Annotated in this window: 15 protein-coding genes; 8 read left to right on the top strand and 7 right to left on the bottom strand. The window is 67.7% G+C overall.

Annotated features, from left to right (window positions below):
* Positions 1-237: 237 nt before the first annotated feature.
* The 5 genes from ACWDSI_RS19715 to ACWDSI_RS19695 form a co-directional block, all read right to left on the bottom strand.
* The gene (locus tag ACWDSI_RS19715; protein ID WP_449757570.1) at positions 238-1,569 is read right to left on the bottom strand and encodes a lysine N(6)-hydroxylase/L-ornithine N(5)-oxygenase family protein; all 1,332 of its coding nucleotides are present in this window, start codon (positions 1,567-1,569) and stop codon (positions 238-240) included.
* Between the two features lie 6 nt (positions 1,570-1,575).
* Positions 1,576-3,072 (bottom strand): pyridoxal phosphate-dependent decarboxylase family protein, encoded by a 1,497-nt coding sequence (locus ACWDSI_RS19710; protein ID WP_449757569.1) that lies wholly within the window; start codon positions 3,070-3,072, stop codon positions 1,576-1,578.
* Positions 3,069-5,360 (bottom strand): penicillin acylase family protein, encoded by a 2,292-nt coding sequence (locus ACWDSI_RS19705; RefSeq protein WP_449757568.1) that lies wholly within the window; start codon positions 5,358-5,360, stop codon positions 3,069-3,071. The genes ACWDSI_RS19710 and ACWDSI_RS19705 overlap by 4 nt, the downstream gene beginning before the upstream one ends.
* Positions 5,357-7,087: an IucA/IucC family protein gene (locus ACWDSI_RS19700; RefSeq protein ID WP_449757572.1), complete on the bottom strand. Its 1,731-nt coding sequence runs from the start codon at positions 7,085-7,087 to the stop codon at positions 5,357-5,359. Before ACWDSI_RS19700 ends, ACWDSI_RS19705 begins: the two co-directional genes overlap by 4 nt.
* 62 nt (positions 7,088-7,149) lie before the next feature.
* On the bottom strand, positions 7,150-7,716 hold the full coding sequence (locus tag ACWDSI_RS19695; RefSeq protein ID WP_449757567.1) for a GNAT family N-acetyltransferase: 567 nt from the start codon (positions 7,714-7,716) through the stop codon (positions 7,150-7,152).
* 55 nt (positions 7,717-7,771) lie between these two features.
* Between ACWDSI_RS19695 and mbtM the strand changes: the two genes are divergently transcribed.
* From mbtM to ACWDSI_RS19660, 7 genes are all read left to right on the top strand, one after another.
* The gene (gene mbtM / locus ACWDSI_RS19690) at positions 7,772-9,433 is read left to right on the top strand and encodes a long-chain-fatty acid--ACP ligase MbtM (protein ID WP_449757566.1); all 1,662 of its coding nucleotides are present in this window, start codon (positions 7,772-7,774) and stop codon (positions 9,431-9,433) included.
* 82 nt (positions 9,434-9,515) lie between these two features.
* On the top strand, positions 9,516-10,193 hold the full coding sequence (locus tag ACWDSI_RS19685) for a DUF4166 domain-containing protein (protein WP_449757565.1): 678 nt from the start codon (positions 9,516-9,518) through the stop codon (positions 10,191-10,193).
* Between the two features lie 45 nt (positions 10,194-10,238).
* Positions 10,239-10,679 carry an SRPBCC family protein gene (locus ACWDSI_RS19680; RefSeq protein WP_449748096.1) on the top strand — a complete coding sequence of 147 codons (441 nt, stop codon included), beginning with the start codon at positions 10,239-10,241 and terminating at the stop codon, positions 10,677-10,679.
* 120 nt (positions 10,680-10,799) lie between these two features.
* A complete protein-coding gene (locus ACWDSI_RS19675) occupies positions 10,800-11,318 on the top strand; it encodes a DUF6764 family protein (protein ID WP_449757564.1) in 519 nt (172 codons plus the stop codon).
* Between the two features lie 60 nt (positions 11,319-11,378).
* Positions 11,379-12,326: a polyphosphate kinase 2 gene (gene ppk2 / locus ACWDSI_RS19670; protein ID WP_449748094.1), complete on the top strand. Its 948-nt coding sequence runs from the start codon at positions 11,379-11,381 to the stop codon at positions 12,324-12,326.
* 2 nt (positions 12,327-12,328) lie between these two features.
* The gene (locus tag ACWDSI_RS19665) at positions 12,329-13,138 is read left to right on the top strand and encodes a hypothetical protein (RefSeq protein ID WP_449748093.1); all 810 of its coding nucleotides are present in this window, start codon (positions 12,329-12,331) and stop codon (positions 13,136-13,138) included.
* A 10-nt stretch (positions 13,139-13,148) separates the two neighbouring features.
* On the top strand, positions 13,149-13,868 hold the full coding sequence (locus ACWDSI_RS19660; protein WP_449757563.1) for a rhomboid-like protein: 720 nt from the start codon (positions 13,149-13,151) through the stop codon (positions 13,866-13,868).
* Here the strand turns inward: ACWDSI_RS19660 and ACWDSI_RS19655 are convergent.
* Positions 13,774-15,900 (bottom strand): prolyl oligopeptidase family serine peptidase, encoded by a 2,127-nt coding sequence (locus ACWDSI_RS19655; RefSeq protein WP_449757562.1) that lies wholly within the window; start codon positions 15,898-15,900, stop codon positions 13,774-13,776. The genes ACWDSI_RS19660 and ACWDSI_RS19655 overlap by 95 nt on opposite strands.
* Before the next feature lie 142 nt (positions 15,901-16,042).
* Between ACWDSI_RS19655 and ACWDSI_RS19650 the strand changes: the two genes are divergently transcribed.
* Entirely contained in the window at positions 16,043-18,496 is a 2,454-nt protein-coding gene (locus tag ACWDSI_RS19650; RefSeq protein ID WP_449757571.1) for an excinuclease ABC subunit UvrA, read from the top strand.
* Here the strand turns inward: ACWDSI_RS19650 and ACWDSI_RS19645 are convergent.
* Positions 18,465-19,406, bottom strand: a complete 942-nt coding sequence (locus ACWDSI_RS19645; protein WP_449757561.1) for a hypothetical protein — start codon at positions 19,404-19,406, stop codon at positions 18,465-18,467. The two genes, ACWDSI_RS19650 and ACWDSI_RS19645, sit on opposite strands and share 32 nt — an antisense overlap.
* Between the last annotated feature and the right edge of the window lie 520 nt (positions 19,407-19,926).

Genomic DNA, 19,926 nt, shown 5'->3' with positions numbered 1-19,926 from the left:
ATCACGCAGGCCAAGAGCCGGGGCCGCAGAATTCGCCATAGCCAATTCTCTCAAACCACGAACCATAAACTAATTAACGACACGCGACACTAGGGGAGGGTTATCCTTCCCCTACTTTCGTGCCGGTCCCCTAGGTGCAAGTGGGGGAAGACACCAAAAGTGGGGGAAGGAAATCCTTCCCCCACTTTCAGCAGCAGCCGGCCCGCCCAGCCCACCCCGCCCCGCCCGCGACAGCCGTCACACCAGGCTGTCGTCGACCACGTCGTCGGCGTCGTCGACGCCGAAGGTGGTGAAGGCGGTGTGCCGCGGTAGGCGGTAGGCCTCACGGCCGAGCACCGCGTTGAGGATGCGCGCGTTGCGTACCGCGCCGATGTCGAGGTTGGGCGCCGACACCCCGTGGCTGTGCAGTTCGGCATTGGCGACGAACAATCGGCCCGCCACCGCCGGATCGGTGGTGGCGATCGAGTGATCGATCTCGACCACGGGCCGGCCGGATGCGTCGCGCCGCAGGTACGGCTCCACGGGCGCGAGGAAATCGGCCCGACGATCGCGGTAACCGGTGGCCGCGATCACCAGGTCGGTCACATGGGCCAGGGGGGTTCCGGTGTCGCAGTGGCGGCCTCGCACACGCAGTTTGCCGTCGCCGAGGACGTCGACGCGCTCCACGGCCGCGCCGTTGCGCAGCTGAACCGGCCGCGGCTTGTCGGTGAGCTGCCTGCGGTAGAGCAGATCGTGCAGTCGGTCGAGGGTGTCGGTGGAGATGCCCTTGTGGAACTGCCAGTGCGTCGGAACCACCTCGTCGCGCTTGGCCTCGGGCAGGCTGTGGAAGTAGTCCATGTAGGCCGGCGTGGTCATCTCCAGCGACAGCTTGGTGAAGTCGAGCGGGGCGAACCACGGGGTACGCGTCCACCACCGCACCGCCGGGCCGCCGTCGAGGTTCTGCTCGAGCAGGTCGATGACGATCTCGGCGCCGGACTGGCCGGAGCCGATCACCGTCACCGTGTCGGCAGCGTGCGCCGCCTCCTGGTGATACAGGTACTCCGAACTATGCACCACCGCAGGCGATGTCGACGACAACTCGGCCGGGATGTGCGGCTCGGTGCCGATGCCCAGCACGATGTGACGCGCCCGGATGGTGGACGTGCCCGCGGGTGTACTGATGGCCACCGCGAAGGAATCGTCGGCCGCGTCCCAGGTCACCTCGTCCACCGTGGTGGAGAACCGCAGCGAATCCAACCGGCCGATCGACCACTGCAGATACGCCTCGTACTCGACGCGGGTGGGAAAGAAGTCCTCGCGCACCAGGAACGGGTAGAGCCTGTCGATGTCGGCCATGTAGGCGAGAAACGACATCGGGTGCGTGGGATCGACCAGCGACACCAGGTCGGACAGAAAGCTCACCTGCAGTGTGGCGTCGGGGAACATCAGTCCCGGATGCCAGCGGAATTCGTCGCGTGAATCGACCACCAGCACATCGAGGTCGTCGATCGTCGACGCCAGCGCGGCAAGACCGAGGTTGAACGGTCCGCAGCCGATGGCCAGGATGTCGACGGTGTCAGTGTCCTTCATACTTCCTCATCTCGTGATGATCGTGGTATCGCCGAAGCGCGTCTGCGACGTCTCGACTTCCATTCCGACCCTGGTGATCTCGTCGAACAGCGCGTCGATGCTCTGCTCGCTGGTCTCCGGGTTGAGCAGGGTGAGCTTGAGGCACACCGCCGGCACCGCCTCCCCGCGCACCCGCACCTCGGTCCGCCCGATCAGCGCGGTGCCCGAACTGATCAGCCTGCGGCGCAGTTCGGCGTTCACCGTGTTGGAGTCCTGGCAGCGGTAGCGGAATACCACCGTGGTGAGTGTCACCGGTGCCACCATCTCCAGTTGCAACTCGGTGGCGATGCGACTCTCGGCGTATCGCGCCAGTTCGTGGCAGGTGTCGAGCATCGACCCCAGCCCGCCACGCCCGAACGCGAGCAGTGTGGCCGCCACCTTGAGTACGTCGGGACGCCGGGTGGTCTGCAGGGTGAGCCCGAGCAGTCCGCCGTAACCGGCCTCCTCGTCGTCCTCGGGGTTGAGATACGACACCGAACGGTTCAGCGACGCGAAACGACTCTCGTCGGCCAGCAGCAGCACGCTCGCCGCGGCCGGCTGCCAGCCCACCTTGTGCAGATCCAGCGTCACCGAATCCGCACGGTCGAGCCCGCCGAGCAACGGTGCCAGTCTCGACGAGAACAACGCTCCGAATCCGTAGGCGGCGTCGACGTGCAGCCAGATCCCATGTCGCCGTGCGATGTCGGCGATCTCCGGCAGCGGGTCGACGGTGCCGAAATCGGTGGTGCCCGCGGTCGCCACGATCGCGACGGGTGTGTGAGAGTCCGCACGCTCACCGATGGCCGCCTCCAGCGCCTCGGGAATCATCCGGTGATCGGCGTCGACGGCCACCGGGATCACCGCCGACTCGCCCAATCCGAGTGCGGCACAGGCCCGGTTGATGGAGAAGTGAGCCACCGACGAGCAGAACACCACCGGCCGCACCAGATCTCGTACCCCCGCGCGCCGGACGTCGATTCCCCGCCGGCGGGCGGTCTCGTCGCGGGCGACGAGCATGGCGAGCAGATTGGAGTACGAGCCGCCCGGTCCGAACACGCCGCCCGACGTCTCCGGAAGCCCGGCCAGACGTGCCAGCGATGCCACCGTCCAGCGTTCCACCGCGAGGGTGGCCGGACCCGAATCATAGGTGTCCAGTGAGGCATTGGTGGCGCTGGCCAGTGCGTCGGCGATCACCGCGACGGTCAACGGCGGTGGCTGCAGGTGCGCGGCGCACAGCTGATGGGTGAGGTCGAGGCCGTAGCGGGCGATGAGGTCGCCGAGTGTGGTGAGCGCACCGGTGGCGCCCATCCCGGTCTCGGGGATCGTCGGTGCGCCGAGTTCGGCGGCGATCGCGAGCATCGTCTCGTCGGGTGTGCCCACCGGCAGCGGGTCGCCGTGGTGGCTCACTGCGGTGGCCGCGGCGAGATCGGTCAGGCCCCGCCCCACCTCCGACCACCCCGACCCGGGACGCGCAAACAGGGTCATGCGATCTCCTCTGTGAACGTGAATGTGTGGACGCTGCTTGCTGTGTCGCGGATCCGGGTCCAATCGGTCACGACGTCGACGTACCCGCCGACCGCCCAGAGTGGTGCCTGGTCCTGAAAATGCGGGGTGCCGGGCGCCCCGTCGGCGCCCAGAGGCACGATCCAGCGGCTGTGGTCGCGGGTGTCGAGATCCCACACGTAGCGGGCGGTGGAACCGAGATTGCAGGTGTGTACCCCGAATCCGACGGCCGCGGCGTTCGCGAAGACGCATTCGGCGTCGCCGGCCAGCGGCAGCGGGTCGGGACGTACCGCGCGGGACAACTCGGGATGACGGGCGGTGGCACCCACCAGATCGAATCCGTGTACCGGCGCCAGCGTGTGCACCTGCGACCAGGAGGGCAGTGCGGTGGCGTCGTCGATCAGCTCACCGGTGGACTCGACGGCGTCGCGCAGCACGGCGGCGACGTCGACCCCGAAGGCCGGTGCGTGCCGCATCACCGCGTCGAGCGCGGCCGCCATCCGGGGTTGCGGTACGAACCACGGGTCGAAGACCGGACCGAACGGATGTGGTTGCGCGAGAGCTGAGAACGCGGGATGGCGGGTCAGTGCTGCGACGAACCGAGACCGCACCTCGGCGAACAGGTAGGCGTCGCTACTGTCGGCGGCCATCTGCCGGTCCCAACCACTCAGCCGGTCGCGGACCGCTGCGCCGCCCGCCGAGAGACCGGTGAGCGTGTCGAGCACATCCAAGATCGTCTCCGCCGAATCAAGCCGGACGTCGCGGGAGATCCGTTCGCAGTCGTCCACCGACACCGGAGCGGTCGTGCGGAGCAACTCGTCGATCCGGTGCGCGCGGTGCGGCGCCACGCATTCGGTAGAAACCGGCTGCAGCGCTAGGCAATTCGAGATTCGCTGGTTGGCGATCACCGAATACGTGTCGACGGTGGGATCGAAACCGGGGTCGGGCTGGGCGTATCCGTCCCAGCGGTGCCGCGGCTCCCAGCCCGGCACCGGCAGCCAGTAGTTCTCCGCGGCGCGGCACGGCATAGCACCGATCACGTGGTGGGTGACGGTGCCGTCGGCGTCGCCGATCACGATCCGGTTCACCGGTTCGGACCAACTACATAGTGCGGCAACCACATCGGTGGTGGTGTCGGCGTAGAGCAGATCCAGCGGCGCGTCGAACGTGATGTCGGAATCGCTGAGCATCGGGGTGCGCAGGCTCAGCGCGAACCCTTCGTCGGCGCCGCCGAACACCACGGTTCCGTTCGGTGTGTCGACGATCTCCACGGTCACCGGGTCGGCGTCGCGCACCGCGATCTCTTCGTGGCGGGTCGGCGCGGTGTCGAAACCCGACGGGGTGCGCACCGCCACGGCGTCGTCGACGCGGCACAGTTCCTCCAGGTACAGGTCCTGATTGTCACCCATCCCGTTGGTGATGCCCCAGGCCACCGATCCGTTGTGGCAGAAGTGCGGCAGGCCGGGCACACCGGCGAACGCGAATCCGGCGACGTCGAAGTCGGGACAGGAGAGGTGGCTTTGCAGGTAGACGCCGGGCAACTCGAGGAACCGATGCGGATCACCGGCGATGAGCGGGCTGCCCGATGCGCTGCGCGCCGCGGCGACGCCCCAGGCGTTCGACCCGGAAAGCCCGCCGCCGACGGTGCTGTCGGGAACGGCGCCGGCGCCCACCGGCTCACCACTGTCGGGTGTCCTCGCCAACCGCGCCACCACGTCGTCGATGAACTCGGGGGTCGGTGGCGCGGGAGCGTCGGACGCCAGGTCGGGGCCCTCGAAGTTGAACAGCGACAGCCCATCCGGTCCGAGGGCCGCGCACACGTGGGCGCGCCACAGCTTGGTGGTGAACCGTCCGAACAGGATGTTGTGCATGATGAACACCGAGATCGGTGTCCACGGCTGCCACGGGGCGGGCCGATGGCCCAGCGCATCGAACTCCACTGCGGTGGCCTGGGCCAGCGTGCTGTTCACCCCGTCGGCGTAGGCGCCGACGAGCCGTCGGGTGCGGGGGCTCGACGCGGCCAGAACACGCCGCGCGGCGCGGTCGATCTGTGCGCGACGGGCGAAGCGATCCCACCCGAGTGTGTACCCGCCGAACGCCTCGGCGGTGCGACCCTCGGCGCGCAGCCGCATGAACTCGATCTGCCAGGCGCGGTCGAGGCCGCAGGCGCGTCCCTGTCCGAACAGGGCGGCCGCGGCCGAGCCCGCACGGATGTGCGGGATGCCCCAGCCGTCGCGGATGATCTCGTCGGTGTGTGCGGTGAGCGTCATGTGCGCATCAAATCCCTGTGCGCGGCAATAGGGTTGACCAGCCGATGATCGGTGTCGACGATCGAGGAGTAGGAGTCCTCGATGTTCACCATCCGCCGGTTGTTGCCCAGTTGCAGCCGGTTCATGTGGATGGCGCCGAAGTCGGGCGCGAACAGATCCCAGGTCGCGAATCGGTCGGCCAGTTCGGGATGGTCGCGTTCGAACTCGAGCAGATCCTCGGCGACGATGCTCCAGAAGGTGTCGTCGGAGAGGATGCCGTGGGCGTGGAACAGTTGCGCCAGCGGCCGCAGGAAGTCGTCGAAGACGTCGGAGAGCACGCCGAGATTGCCCAGTTCGGCGGGTTCGTCGACCACTGCGCGGCGACATGATTCGGGGAGATCCACCGGATCGTCGTAGATGGACACCTCTTCGCCGATGTCCTTGAGCACCGCGCGAACCGGAATCCCGTTGGCGACGACGAGGATCAGGTTCTCCCCGTGTGGCGAGAACTTCAACCCGTGACGGTAGAGGAGGTAGGTGATCGGCCGCAGGTAGGCACCGAGGTAGGTACGCAGCCAGGTGGCGGCGTCGACGCCGGACTCCGCGACCAGCGCCGCCACGAACGACCTGCCCAGATGGTCGACGTGCAGCAGCGAGGCCATCGTCATCAGCCGCTCACCGTCGTCGAGGCGGGGCACCGGACTTTGCCGCCAGAGTGCGGAGAGCACCTTGCGATACTCCGAGCCCGGTCGGGTGATGGCGGTGAACGTGGGACTGCGGTAGCCGATGGCGGCCACCTCGTAGATGATCTCGAAGCCGATCGACGCCAGATACGGGTCGTCGCCCACCCGGGCCCGCACCCAGTCGTTGATGAGCGGCGTGGTGCGCATGTAGTCCGCCGACATGCCGCGGGTGAAGCCCATGTTGGTGATCGACAGCGACAGTTTCACGTAGTGGCGCGACGGGTGGTCGATGTTGAACAGCGTGCGGATGGACTGCTGGGGTTGATAGCGATCGGGCGCTTCACCGAGCAGAACCAGGTCACGCGAGGCGATGTCGGCGGCGTAGAGTCGCGTGGCCTTCTCTCGCCACTGCCACGGATGCACGGGGAGATAGTGATAGTCGGCCCGGTCGAGGCCGAGGCGGTCGAGCGTCTCATCGAATCGGGTCAGGGTGCCTGCACCGAGTTCGGTGCGCAGCAGATCCTGGTAGTCGACCCCGGACATCGCGGCGACGTCGCAGTTCTCCCGTCGCGCCGCCACCCACGACAGCCGAAAGCGTTGTCCCGCTTCGGGTGCGTAGCGCGCCACATCGTCGGCGTCGAATCCGAGACGGCCCGCATTCGCGACGATGCACGGATGCCCCTCGGTCATGGTGCGTTCGATGGTCTGGAAGTCGGCGCCCACCAGTTCGGTCGCGGTGATGCGCAGGGGCTCGTCGCGGTCGGCCCCGATCGACAGGGTGTTGACGAACTCTTCGAGATACTCCGGGACGGAGTCGGGCCCGATGCCCAATGCGCTGCGCACGTCGAGAAGCAGGTCAATGGCGTTGACGGGCAGCGTGTTTCCGTCCCGGATACGTCGAATCGACGACTCGTCCACACTCCAGCTGTCGAGGGCGAGGCGCTCGGCGTCGAAGTGGTACTGCGTCGCTCCGTCGTCGGAGACGATCACGTAACCCCCATTGCCGGTGTGCTGTGGGACCAGCATGCGTTCGTGGCAGAACTCGGCGAGGATCTTGCGGGCCATCCGCAGGTGATAGACGGCCCAGAATCCGGTGCCGGCCGGTGCGTCGACGACCCCGGTGGCGGTCACGCGCGCTGTCCCGACATGAAATCGGCTCGCGCGCAATAACTCAGCCGCGCCGTCTTGTTTCCCACCGGGTAATCGCCGGCCACCCGGAAACCGACGGCGGCGTTGAGCCGGTGCACCGCGTCGTTACGCACATCGGGTTCGACGACGACGCGTTGTGCCCCCGCCTCGTCGAACGCCGCCCGCATGATGTGCCGCATCACCGCCTCGGTGAAGCCGGGCTTGCGCTGTTCGCTGTGCGCCACCAGCAGGTGCATCCCGACGTCACCGTCGGCGTGGACGTACCCGGTGCCGGGCTCGGCGAGCTCGCTGGTCGTCGGATCGTAGAGTTCGAAGAGGAACTCGGGACGGTCATCGCAGTAGCCGATCCGCATCCCGTAGACCGAATCACCTGCCGCAGCACAGTTTTCGTCGATCATCGTGGCGACGTCGTCCACCGACGCATCGAGCATGTCCCAGAACCGGGCCTTGGGATGGGTCAACCATCCGTGGAGGGTTTCGGTGTCGCGGGTCGTGTCGATGCGGGTGGACTTCAGTCGATAGTCCGCCGGAACGAATGACGTCATGATGGGAAGTTAGCATAGCCTATGCTATCTACCACCACACCAGAGGAGCGCATCGATGTCGCAGAACAGTGCAGTGATCGGCGAGCAGGGAGTCCGCGACAGTCTCGCGGCCACGATCAGCGCGGCCATGCTCGCCGACCGCGGGTTCCTCTCGGTCTACGACGGTGAGACCGACGAGTGGACGAGCCTGTCCTGGCCGGAGGTGCATGCCCGGGCCGAGCAGATCGCCGCGCAACTGATCGCCGACGCGCGGTCACAGGGCCGCACGCCCGGCGCGCTCGGACTGGTCGGCGATCCCACCCACGATCTGGTGGCCGCCATCCACGGCGCGTGGCTCGCCGGTGTGGCCGTCTCCATCCTCCCGGGTCCGACGCGCGGCGCGCAGCCGGAGCGCTGGGCGCAGAGCACATCCGAACGGTTCGCCCGGATCGGCGTCGACACCGTGCTGGGTGCCGGCACCGAACTCGACCTGCTGAGCAGCCATCCCGGTGCCCTGCGCATCGCGCCGGTCGGTGAGTACGCGCGCCACACCGACACCACCGGATTCCGTCCCCGGCACGTCGATCCCGATGCCGCCGCGGTGCTGCAGGGCACCGCGGGCTCCACCGGAGAACCCAAGACCGCGGTGCTGTCGGTCTCGGCGGCCCACGCCAACGCCGCCGAGATCGTCTCCCGGCGCCGCATCGCCGACGGCGACGTGGGGCTGAGCTGGCTGCCGCTCTACCACGACATGGGCCTGACCTTCGTGATGGCCGCGATGGTGAGCGGGATGCCGCTGTGGTTGGCGCCCAACTCGGCGTTCGCCGCCGCGCCGTTCCGCTGGACGCAGTGGCTCTCCGAATTCGGCGTCACGGTCACTGCCGCACCGAATTTCGCCTACGACATCCTCGGTCGCTACGCCCGCCTGCTCGAGGCGGTGGACCTCTCTCGCGTGAAGTGCGCGATCAGCGGCGGCGAACCCATCGACCCCGACGCCTTCGAACGCTTTCTGCGGGAGATGAACCGCTTCGGTTTCGATCCGGCCGCGGCCGCGCCGTCCTACGGCATGGCCGAGTCGACGTGCGCGGTCACCATGCCCCGGCACGGGGAGGGCGCGCACTACGACGAGGTGACCGTCACCCTGCCCGACGCCGACACCACCGTCCGGCGCCGCTACGCGATCCTCGGTGAACCCTTGTCGGGCACGGAGATCCGCATCGTGCCGCCCAGCGTCGCGGCGCCCGAGGTCGACGGCCGCGAGGTGGGGCAGGTGCAGATCCGGGGCCGGTCGATGATGAACGGCTACCTCGGGCGCGATCGCCTGGTGACCGGTGAATGGTTCGACACGGGCGATCTCGGCTATCTCGTCGACGGCCGGCTGGTGATCTGCGGGCGCGCCAAGGAAGTGGTGATCGTCGCCGGCCGCAATCTGTTCCCGGTGGAGATCGAACGGGCCGCGGCGACGGTGGAGGGTGTGCGCCGCGGCGGGGTGGTCGCGATGGCCCGCGCGCAGGGGGCCACGCGTCCCGGGCTGGTGATCGTCGCCGAATATCGCGGGAGCGACGCCGAGGCGGCGCGGGCGTCGGTGGGCGCGGCGGTGGCGTCGGACTGCGGCATCGTCCCCGCCGAGGTGGTCTTCGTCGCGCCACACAGCGTTCCGCGCACCACGTCGGGCAAGGTACGTCGCCTCGAGACCACCGAGATGCTGCGCGCCGGAAACCTGCAGCACATCGACTGACCGGGACGGCACTTCGGCTGTGACCGATCGCATAGTAGGTTCTGCTGAGGCGGAAAGCGGACTGCGCGGGAGGTGACACGAGGTGACGCCGGTGTACCGGGATGCATTGGGCTCCGATTTCGATCGTCTCCACCCCAACGTGGCGTGGCGCTACTCCATCGACTCGACGTCCGGAGTGGCGCAGATGGGCGCGGGGATCTTCGAGTCGGTGTACGTCTCGTCCGCGTTGCCGCCGCCCGTGACCTGGTTCTACGCCAAGCGCCACGCGTTTCCGGCGAAGTCGAGCCGGATGGTGCCGTTCACGCAGAACCACTACTGCTACCGCGACGAACTCGACCGTGAATGTCTGGCCGTGCTGCGCACGTTCTCCTACACTTCGGGTAAGCGCGCGCTGAACTCGTTGCTGGTCGCCGGACGTTCCGGCCTCGTCGACTACTTCGGCGACGGCCCCGAACTGCTGTGGCCGATCGAACCCTCGGTGACCCCCGCGGGTGAGCTGCTGCTCGAATCGGGTCCCATGCGGTGGCTGGGCCGAGGACCCAAGGTGGGCATGAAGGGCATGTTCGCCACGCAGATGAAGTACATCGAGGGCTGGGACGACGAACGGCAGCGGTTCCGGTGCGACGCCACCGTCCGCAACCCGGTGTTCGGCGAGATCATCCACTTCCGCGGGTGGTTCACGGCCACCGACCTGGCCTGCACGATGCGTGACATCCCCGACGAGGCGTGGCCGCTGAACCTGATCGAACGCGAGAACTGAGGTTCGCTGCAGGGTGGCCGACGGCACACGGTAGGTTCTGAGGTCATGGCCGTCACCGCGAAAACCGAATTCGACATCGCCGCCCCTCCCGCTGTGGTGATGGAGGTGTTGATGGACATCGAGTCGCTGCCGGACTGGTCCGGCCCGCACAAGGCCGCGAAGATCGTCAGCACCCACGACGACGGCACCCCCGACGAAGCGCTCCTGACCGTCAACGCACTCGGCATCAACGACGAGCAGACGGTCAACTACACCTGGACCGAGAACACCTGCGAGTGGACGCTGAGCAAGGCGACCACCCTGTCCGAACAGGACGGGAAATACACCATCACCCCGGACGGCGACGGCTCGCACGTCGAGTTCGAACTCGTCATCGATCTGAAGATCAAGCTGCCCGGCCTCATCGTGAAACGGGGTCAGAAGATCGCCATCGACACCGCGCGCAAGGGTCTGACCGCCGAGGCCGAACGGCGCGCCAAGGGCTGATCGCCGGCGTTGCCGTTCCGTGACCTGAGAACCTGTTCCCGGGCTCACGTCGCGTCCTGCGCAGCGGGTAGGCTGACTACGCGCACGCTCGTGTCCAGTATTGCCAGGAGGCCAATCAAATTGCGTACCAAGGTTTTTCCCGCCCGTGCCATCGTCGTCGTCGGAGGCGGTGCCGGTCTGATCCTCGGCCTCGGGTTGGGTATCGGCGATGCGCATGCCTCCACCACGTGTAGCGCGGCCAACGGTCAGTCGGTGCAACGGGTCGACGGCAAGAGCGGATGTGGCGCCAAGGCCGGGCCCGGCAGCACCTCGTTCGCCGAGGACGCCAGTTCCAGCGGCACCGCGGTTGCGGTGTCCGACAACGGGGGTCACGCCACCGCCCGAAATCTGCAGCCCGGCTCCACCGCGCTGGCCGGTGCCAACTCCGGCGGCACGGCCTACTCCGTCACCACCGGACCGGGCGCGCTGTCGGTGGCGCAGGCCCGCCGCGGCGGCACATCGGTGTCGGTGGGCGGCTGGGGCGGCCAGTCCTACTCGGGGCCCCAGGGAGCAGTGTGCACCGGAGGCTTCGCCGCGGCGGCCGACTCCACCACGGGCAAGGTATGCCTGCGCTCGGGTTCGGTCGATCTGCACAACTGACCGTCGGCGAGTTCACCCCTTCGCTACCCTTCGTTCCCCGGATCCGCATATCGTTGGGTAGTGACCGAGCTACACGATCTTGAAAAAATCGGCCCAGACTTCAGCAAGCTGAATGGACGCGAAGCGCTCCAGGAGCTCGTGAATCTGCATGACACCACGCAGTTCACCGTCAACGACGACGATGACGACGATCCGGTGTTGCTGACACTGCCCGAACGCAACGTGGTGGACACCTGGCGACAGGACTATCCGTACGAGGAGCGCATGAGTCGCCGCGAGTACGAGATCACCAAACGGCGTCTGCAGATCGAGTTGCTCAAGTTGCAGAAGTGGTCGAAGCAGAACGGTCAGCGTCACCTGTTCGTGTTCGAGGGCCGCGACGCCGCGGGCAAGGGCGGCACCATCAAGCGGTTCAACGAACACCTCAATCCGCGTGGTGCGCGGACCATCGCCCTGGAGAAGCCGAGCGAACGCGAATCCACCGAGTGGTACTTCCAGCGTTACGTGCAGCACCTGCCCGCGGGCGGCGAGATGGTGTTCTTCGACCGCTCCTGGTACAACCGCGCCGGGGTGGAACGGGTGATGGGGTTCTGCACGCCGACGCAATACCAGCAGTTCATGGAGCAGACGCCGGCCTTCGAGAAGATGCTCGTCGACGACGGGATCAACCTGGTCAAGTTCTGGTTCTCGGTGACCCCGCTCGAACAGCGCACCCGGTTCGCGATCCGTCAGATCGACCCGGTGCGGCAGTGGAAACTCTCTCCGATGGACCTCGCCTCGCTGGACAAGTGGGACTCCTACACCGCCGCCAAGGAGGCGATGTTCGAGTACACCGACACCGACCACGCACCGTGGACGGTGGTCAAGAGCAACGACAAGAAACGTGCGCGCGTCAACGCGATGCGTCACGTGCTGAGCCTGTTCGACTACGACGGCAAGAATCCCGACATCGTCGGCACGCCCGACCCGCTGATCGTCGGCCGCGCACGCGACGTCGTCGGTGAGTGAGGGTGCGGACATTCTTCAGCGCACTCTTCGGGCTCATCGCGATGGTGGCCATCGTGGTGGCCGTGCCGTCGATCTGGATCACTGAACGCATCGTCGACACCGACGGGTTCACCTCGCTGATAGCGCCCGTCGCCGGCGATCAGCAGGTCAAGGACTACATGGCCTCGCAGATCACCGACCAGATCGCGTCGCAGACGTCGTTGCCCGGCACCCGGGCCCTCGTGGAGCCGCTGGCCCAGCGCTACACCGACAGCGCACAATTCCCCGCCGACTTCCTCGACGTCGTCGCCCAACAGCACGCCTGGCTGTTCGACGAGCCCACCGGCTCGTCGTCGACGATGCAACTCGACATCACCAAGATGGTCAATCGTGTGATCGCGAGTTCGGGCATCGGTATCACCATCAACGGTCCGGTGCTCATCCCCGTCTCCGACGGCGGCACCGGACTGCAGGCCGGTAGCTATCACGACGCGGGCCGGGTGGTGACGGTCGCCGGATACACCTCGGCCGCCGTCGCGGTGGTCGCGGGCCTGCTCGCCCTGTTGATCGGACGCCGTCGCGGCACGGTGCTCGCCTGGCTCGGCGTCGGCGCGGTGCTGGCCGGTGTGACGTGCTGGGTGATCGCGATCTACTACGCGTCCTACGTCAAGGAGAGCATCTCGCCGTCGTCGAACAGCGCCAAACCGGTGGCCGACCTGGTGATCGACACCGCATCGAATCAACTGCAGCACGTGGGACTGATCACCGGTCTCGTCGGTGCCGCAGTGGTGGTGGTGGGCGTCTTGGCGCGCCTCGTGGGCGGTCGTAGGTGACACTGGTGCGGTGACCACCTCCACTCACGGCACGCGGGCCGGTACGCGCATGCGTCGGGTCGCGCGTCGTGTCTGGGCGTGTTTGCGTGGGTCACCGTTGACGTTCGTGTGGCTGGCGGCTCTGGCGGTCACCACATCCGTGCAGCACTCGTTGTCGCCGCAGCAGCTCGACGAGACGCTCGGCAGGCGCTCGACCAACCTGGCCAATCTCGACCACAACCCCGTGCAGGTGCTGTTCTCGAGCCTGTTCTGGATCGACGGGGCGACGTGGCTGCCCTACGCGGTGGCCTTCTGCCTCTTCCACGTACCCGCCGAACGATGGCTGGGCTCGCTGCGGTGGCTGGCGGTGGGTCTCAGCGCCCACGTGCTGGCCACCTACGTCAGCGAGGGAGTGCTCGCCCTCGCCATCCATGAGGGCGTGCGCAGCGCCGACATGGTCAACACCCAGGACGTGGGCGTCAGCTACTTCCTGGCGGGGGTGATCGGGGTGCTCACCTATCACGTCGCGCGCCCGTGGCGCTGGGTGTATCTGGCCGGCGTCGCGGTGTACTACGGGCTGCCGCTGATCACCCACATCAACTTCACCGTGCTCGGCCACGCCACCGCGGCGCTGATCGGCCTGGCCTGGTATCCGATCACCCGCGGTCGGGGTGCGCCGTGGGATCCGCGGACGCTGTGGCGTCGTCGGACAACCGCTCCCACAGGAACTCATACGCCAGCGCAGACTTGAACGCGGCCTGCTTGTTGTCGGCGGCACCACCGTGTCCGCCCTCGATGTTCTCGTAGTAGGAGACGTCGTGGCCGTACTCCTCCAGACGCGCGACCAGCTTGCGGGCGTGTGCGGGGTGCACGCGGTCGTCACGGGTGGACGTGGTCACCAGGATCGGCGGGTAGCCGACGTCGCGGCGCAGATTCTGGTACGGCGAAAAGGGTTCCATGAACGCCCACTCGTCGGGATCGTCGGGGTTGCCGTACTCGGCCACCCACGACGCACCGGCGAGCAGCAGGTGATACCGGCGCATGTCGATGAGCGGCACCTGGCAGACCAGGGCGCCGAACAACTCGGGGTAGCGGGTGAGCATCACCCCCATCAGCAGTCCGCCGTTCGATCCGCCCTGGGCCCCCAGCTGCGCCGGGGTGGTGAGTCCGCGTGCGACGAGATCGGTTGCCACACTGGAGAAGTCCTCGTACACCAGGTGCCGGCCGGCCTTTTGCGCCTGGGTGTGCCAGGACGGGCCGTATTCGCCGCCGCCGCGGATGTTCGCGATGACGTAGATGCCGCCGCGTTCGATCCACGCCTGGCCGGCGACGGTGAGATAGCCCGGGGTCAGCGAGTTCTCGAATCCGCCGTACCCGTAGAGCAGTGTGGGACCGGACTCGACGTCGGTGCGTCGCACCACGAAGTAGGGCACCGCGGTGCCGTCGTCGGAGGTGGCGAAATGCTGTTCGGCGGTCACCGTCGACGCGTCGAAGAACGCCGGGCTGTGTTTGATGACGGTGGTCGGGCCGCCGGAGTTGCCGTGCAGCAGGCTCGGCGGCTCGGTGAACGAGGTTGCCGACCAGAACACCTCGTCGCTGTGGTCGGGGTCGGTGCCGATCACCGACACCGTCGCCATGTCGGGAATTCCCGGCTGCGGCACCGGGTTCCAGTCGCCCAGCGTGCGTACCGTCACTCGGGTGTGCACGTCGTGCAGCGTGGTGACGATCAGATGGCTGCGGGTGAAGGAGTAGTCGACGAGGCTGGTGTGCGCGTCCGGCTCGAACAGGATTCGCGTATCGCGGTTTCCGTCGAGGTATCCGGGGTAGTTGAACACCAGCAGTGTGCCGGGTGAGTAGGTGGGGCCCTCGGCGGTGGGCGCCCACGGGGAGCGGGGCAGCACGAACAGCCAGTCGTGGCGGACCGCGGAGTGTGCGTCGGTGGGGACGTCGATGAGAATGTGCTGACCATCGCGGATCTCGGTGTCACGGATCTCATAGTCGAGGGCGTTGAAGAAGTCGGTGGAGCGGGACAGGAAATGCCGTTCGTAGCCCGGGGTGTCGTCGTAGGCCGCGCCCACCGCCACATCCGACGGTTCGCCGGTGAACACGGTGACCGCCTCCGACAGCGGTGTTCCCCGCGACCAGCGCTTGACCACCCGCGGATACCCGGAGTCGGTCATCGATTTGTGGCCGTCGGGCTGAACACCGAAATCGGTTCCCACATAGACGGTGTCGCGGTCGATCCAGCTGATCGACGACTTGTTCTCGGGCAGGCTGAAGCCGTCGGTCACCCAGGTGCGGGTGGTGAGGTCGAATTCGCGGATCACGCTGGCGTCCGCGCCGCCGCGCGAGAGTGCGATCAGTGCGCGGTCGTAGGTCGGGCGCAGCACGCCCGCGCTTTTCCACACCCAGTTCTCTCCCTCGTCGGCGGCGAGCGCGTCGACGTCGATCAGCACATCCCATTCGGGGCTGTCGGTGACATACGACTCCAGCGTGGTTCGCCGCCACAGTCCGCGGGTGTTGGTGGCGTCACGCCAGAAGTTGTAGAGGTACTCGCCGCGTCGCCGCACATAGGGGATGCGGTCGTCGGTGTCGAGGGCCGCCAGGGTCTCCGCCTCGATGGCGGCGAAGCGGGCCGAACCGGTCAGCCGGTCCACGGTGGGCTGGTTGTGGGCGCGTACCCAGGCCAGCGCGTCGTCTCCGGTGACGTCTTCCAGCCAGAGATAGGGATCGTCGGGGGTGGGGGTCGCGGGGCGCAACGGTTCAGGAGTCGCGGAGCACATCGGTTCAGGATATGTGGTGTGGCCGGACGATAATCTGGGTGAGGTGAGCCAGGCCGACACACTGACACCCGACCGGATCGCGGTGCGTGGCGCCCGGGTGAACAATCTGCGTGGCATCGACGTCGACATCCCGCTGCGCTCGATGGTGGGCGTCGCCGGGGTGTCCGGCTCGGGCAAGTCGTCGCTCGCGCTCGGGGTGCTCTACGCCGAGGGATCGCGACGCTACATCGAGGCGTTGTCGACCTATACCCGCCGCCGCATGTCCCAGGCGCCGCGCGCGGCGGTCGACGACGTGGAGCACGTGCCCGCCGCGCTCGCGCTGCGGCAGCGACCCGGGCCACCCGGGGTGCGCTCCACCTTCGGCACCTCCAGCGAACTCCTCAACGTGCTGCGGCTGATGTTCTCGCGGCTCGCCTCACATCGCTGCCCCAACGGGCATCACGTGCCGCCGACCATCGACGTGGCCGCCGAGCGGCCGTTCTCCTGCCCGGCGTGCGGCGCACCCGTCGAGGCTCCCGGCGCGGAGTCGCTGGCCTTCAACTCCGGCGGCGCGTGCCCCACCTGCAGCGGCACCGGCGTGGTGCGCACCGTGAACGACGACGCGCTGGTGCCCGATCCCGGCAAGACTCTCGACGGGGGCGCGGTGGCGCCGTGGAACATGTTCGGGTTCAACGTCCAACCCGCGATCGCCCGCGAATTCGGGGTGCGCACCGACGTGCCCTGGGCCGAGCTGACCGACGCCGAGCGCGAGATCGTGCTCGACGGCCCGGAGGAGAAGAAGCACATCACGGTGACCTCGCGGAAGGGTCTGCACGACCTCGACTTCACCTTCCGCAATGCCCGGCTCACCGTCACCGAGGAACTCAAACGCGCCGACAACGAGAAGCGGCTGGCACGCGTGCGCCGGTTTCTCACCGAGGGCACCTGCCCCACCTGCCACGGCACCCGGCTCAGCGACGCCGCGCGCGCCCCGCTGATCGAGGGACGCAATCTCGCCGAGATCACCGCGCTACCGCTCGACGACCTGCTCGCCTGGGCGCCGACGGTGCCGTCGAGCTGCCCGCCGGAGATGCAGGCGATGGCCACCGGGCTGGTGGACACCCTGTTCGGGATGGCGCGGCGCCTCGTCGAACTCGGTTTGGGTTACCTCGCGCTCGACCGTGCCTCGTCGTCGCTGTCGACGGGCGAACGCCAGCGCGTGCAACTGGCGCGGGCGGTGCGCAACCGCACCACCGGGGTGCTCTATGTTCTCGACGAACCATCGATCGGGTTGCATCCGGCCAACGTCGACGGTCTGCTCGGCGTGATGAACGACCTTCTGGTCGACGGCAATTCGGTGGTGTTCGTCGACCACGACGTGCAGATCCTGCGCCGCGCGGACTGGCTGGTGGAGATCGGACCCGGGTCGGGTACCGATGGCGGACGCGTCATCGCGCAGGGTCCGGTGGACGCGGTGGCCCACGATCCCGACTCGTTGGTGGGCGGGTTCCTGACCGGCGCGCAACCGGTGGTGGTGCGTACGCCGGTGGCCGCCGGCGAGGTGTTCGCGCTGGGCGCCTTTCACCTGGAGACCGGCGCCATCCACACGGTGCGTCCCCTCACCGTCGACATCCCGCGCGGCCGCCTGGTGGCGGTGACGGGGGTGTCGGGGTCGGGCAAGACGACCCTGGTGCTCGACTCGCTGGTGCCGGCACTGGCGGCTACGCAGTCGGCTTCGGCGGCGTGCATGCCCGGTCACGTCCGGATGCTCGATACCGGTACCTCGTTGTCGGACAAGGGGATACGGGTACACGTCGTCGATGCGACACCGATCGGCATCAACGTACGGTCGACGGTTGCCACCTACTCCGGGGTGATGGACGATCTGCGCCGCGCATACGCCGACACTGATGCGGCGCGCGCTGCCGGGTTGACCGCGTCGGACTTTTCCTACAACACCGGATCGCTGGCGTGCCCGCGCTGCGAGGGCACCGGCGAGGTGTCGCTGGACGTGCAGTTCCTGCCAGACGTCGACATCGTGTGCCCCGACTGCGACGGCAGCCGCTACGCGCCCCGCGCCGACGAGTTTGTCCGCGACGGACTCTCGTTACCGCGGCTGCTCGGCCACACGGTGCGCGACGCCGCCGATCGGGTGGCCGGACTGCCGCGGGTGCGCAAGAAATTGACCGCACTCGACGAACTCGGCCTGGGATATCTGACGCTCGGCGAATCCACGCCCGCGTTGTCCGGCGGGGAGGCGCAGCGCCTGAAACTGGTCAACCAATTGCATCGTGACCAGTCCGACGCCGTGTTCGTGCTCGACGAGCCGAGCGTGGGTCTGCATCCGCTCGACGTGCGGACGCTGCTGCGGGTGCTCACGCGGCTCACCGATCGCGGGGCGTCGGTGATCGTCATCGAGCACGATCTCGATGTGATCGCCAACGCCGACCACGTCATCGACATGGGGCCCGGCGGCGGCGAGCACGGTGGCCGGATCATCGCCACCGGAACGCCGCAGCAGGTGGCGGGCGACGCCGGATCGGTGACCGGGCGTTATCTCGCCGAGCACCTCGGTGGGGAACACGTCAGTCGGGAAACGTCTCCAGAATCCGGGTGAGCTCCGGGCTCGGGGTGATCTCGATGGTCTTGTCGACGATGTCGGTCGCCGAGATCCGCGTGATGGTGTCGCCGTACCAGTGGTAGACGTTGGGCGAGATCGACCAGGCGGCATCGGAGTACGCCTCCGCAGCCAGACGTGCCATCTGGGCGATCGACTCGATCACCGACGACGACTCGATCACGTGGGCGAGCAGGATGTTGCGGTCGGGGACCGCGAACACCACGCCGTAGGGGGCGTCGCGGGCGAACACGCGCGCGGTGAGCGTGGCCATGTTCAGCGCCTTCGACGCGGTGAACACCGACTCGCCGATCACCATCGTCACCGAGCCGTCACCGACCGTGGAGATCTCGTCGATCTGCTCCGCGTCGGTGTTGCGCTGGCCCGCGGCGAACAGTGCGGGTAGGTCCAGTGCGAGAGCGCGGGCGCTGTCGAGGTAGGTGACGGTCTCGGGATAGTCCACACACAGCACCGCGGCGAGGTCGTCGGCGATCGGCCGGGCATACCCGGACATGTCGATGCCGCCCATCTGCAGTGCGTCGACCGGGAGGAGTCTGGTGCGAATCTGCGCCGACAACTGTTCGGCGGTGAGGTCGGCGACCGGGGTCTGATGCTGCGCGCGGGCCATCGCACCGAAATGCTGTTCGACGATGGCGGGCCAGTCGGCCCGTGCGGAGGTGCGGCATTTGGTGACCGCGTTGTCGATGGTGATCCGCGAGCCGTCGACGGCCAACAGGTCGGCGCCGTTGTCGGCGACCACCACCTCCACACCGTTGTGCGCCAGCGCGAGCTGTGCCTGCGAGCGGATCCACGCGACGTCCGCGGCGCTCATCGCCGGGAAGAGCGCATCTGGTTCGTGCCCGCCGGGCTCGGGGTCCGGGTTGCGATCGCGGCGTCGGAAAAGGGCCATGCAGTCAACCTAGCGGCGGGGTGGGGTGGGTGGTGGTGTGAGTGATCAGACAGTGGTTGATGGGTGATTGTGCGGGTTGGGTGGGGGTGTCGGAGTATCCTGATGGTATGTGCTACCTGGTAGCGCGCAACTTAATAAGTGATGCCTGTGCTGGGCTCTGGACTCTGTGAGGTGAGGTCAATGATGACGACACCACGGTTCACCGGTGTTGCGATGACTGCGGCGGCGATGGTGGGTATTGGTGCGGTGGTGGTGCCCGCCGCGGCGATCGGTGTTCATGATGTGCCGGGGTTGGCGTCGGCGTCGGCGTCGGTGGTGTCTGACCGGGTGGGGTTGGCGGGGTTGGTGGGTGGTATCACGCCTCGCTCGGCGGTGACGGCGACGGGTGATGGTCGGCATGTGGTGGGGGTGGTGTCGGCGGCGGAGGTGAATCGCCCCGGGTTTGCTGGAGGCTCGGTTAGTTGGTTCCAGCGTTTGCGGGGACCGGGTTCTCACGGTAGCTGGTGACGGTGTGGGTCGA

It is taken from the genome of Gordonia sp. NPDC003429, assembly GCF_053588575.1.
Note: the sequence above shows the minus strand (reverse complement) of the source record. Positions and strands in the feature narration are given on the sequence as shown.

Coding starts and splice junctions, on each gene's coding strand:
- ACWDSI_RS19680 (WP_449748096.1), top strand. CDS start 10,239: ATGGCCGTCACCGCGAAAACCGAATTCGACATCGCCGCCCCTCCCGCT.
- ACWDSI_RS19695 (WP_449757567.1), bottom strand. CDS start 7,716: ATGACGTCATTCGTTCCGGCGGACTATCGACTGAAGTCCACCCGCATC.
- ACWDSI_RS19705 (WP_449757568.1), bottom strand. CDS start 5,360: ATGACGCTCACCGCACACACCGACGAGATCATCCGCGACGGCTGGGGC.
- ACWDSI_RS19650 (WP_449757571.1), top strand. CDS start 16,043: ATGGTGGGCGTCGCCGGGGTGTCCGGCTCGGGCAAGTCGTCGCTCGCG.
- ACWDSI_RS19710 (WP_449757569.1), bottom strand. CDS start 3,072: ATGACCCTGTTTGCGCGTCCCGGGTCGGGGTGGTCGGAGGTGGGGCGG.
- mbtM (WP_449757566.1), top strand. CDS start 7,772: ATGTCGCAGAACAGTGCAGTGATCGGCGAGCAGGGAGTCCGCGACAGT.
- ACWDSI_RS19655 (WP_449757562.1), bottom strand. CDS start 15,900: ATGTGCTCCGCGACTCCTGAACCGTTGCGCCCCGCGACCCCCACCCCC.
- ACWDSI_RS19700 (WP_449757572.1), bottom strand. CDS start 7,087: ATGGCCCGCAAGATCCTCGCCGAGTTCTGCCACGAACGCATGCTGGTC.
- ACWDSI_RS19645 (WP_449757561.1), bottom strand. CDS start 19,406: ATGGCCCTTTTCCGACGCCGCGATCGCAACCCGGACCCCGAGCCCGGC.
- ACWDSI_RS19715 (WP_449757570.1), bottom strand. CDS start 1,569: ATGAAGGACACTGACACCGTCGACATCCTGGCCATCGGCTGCGGACCG.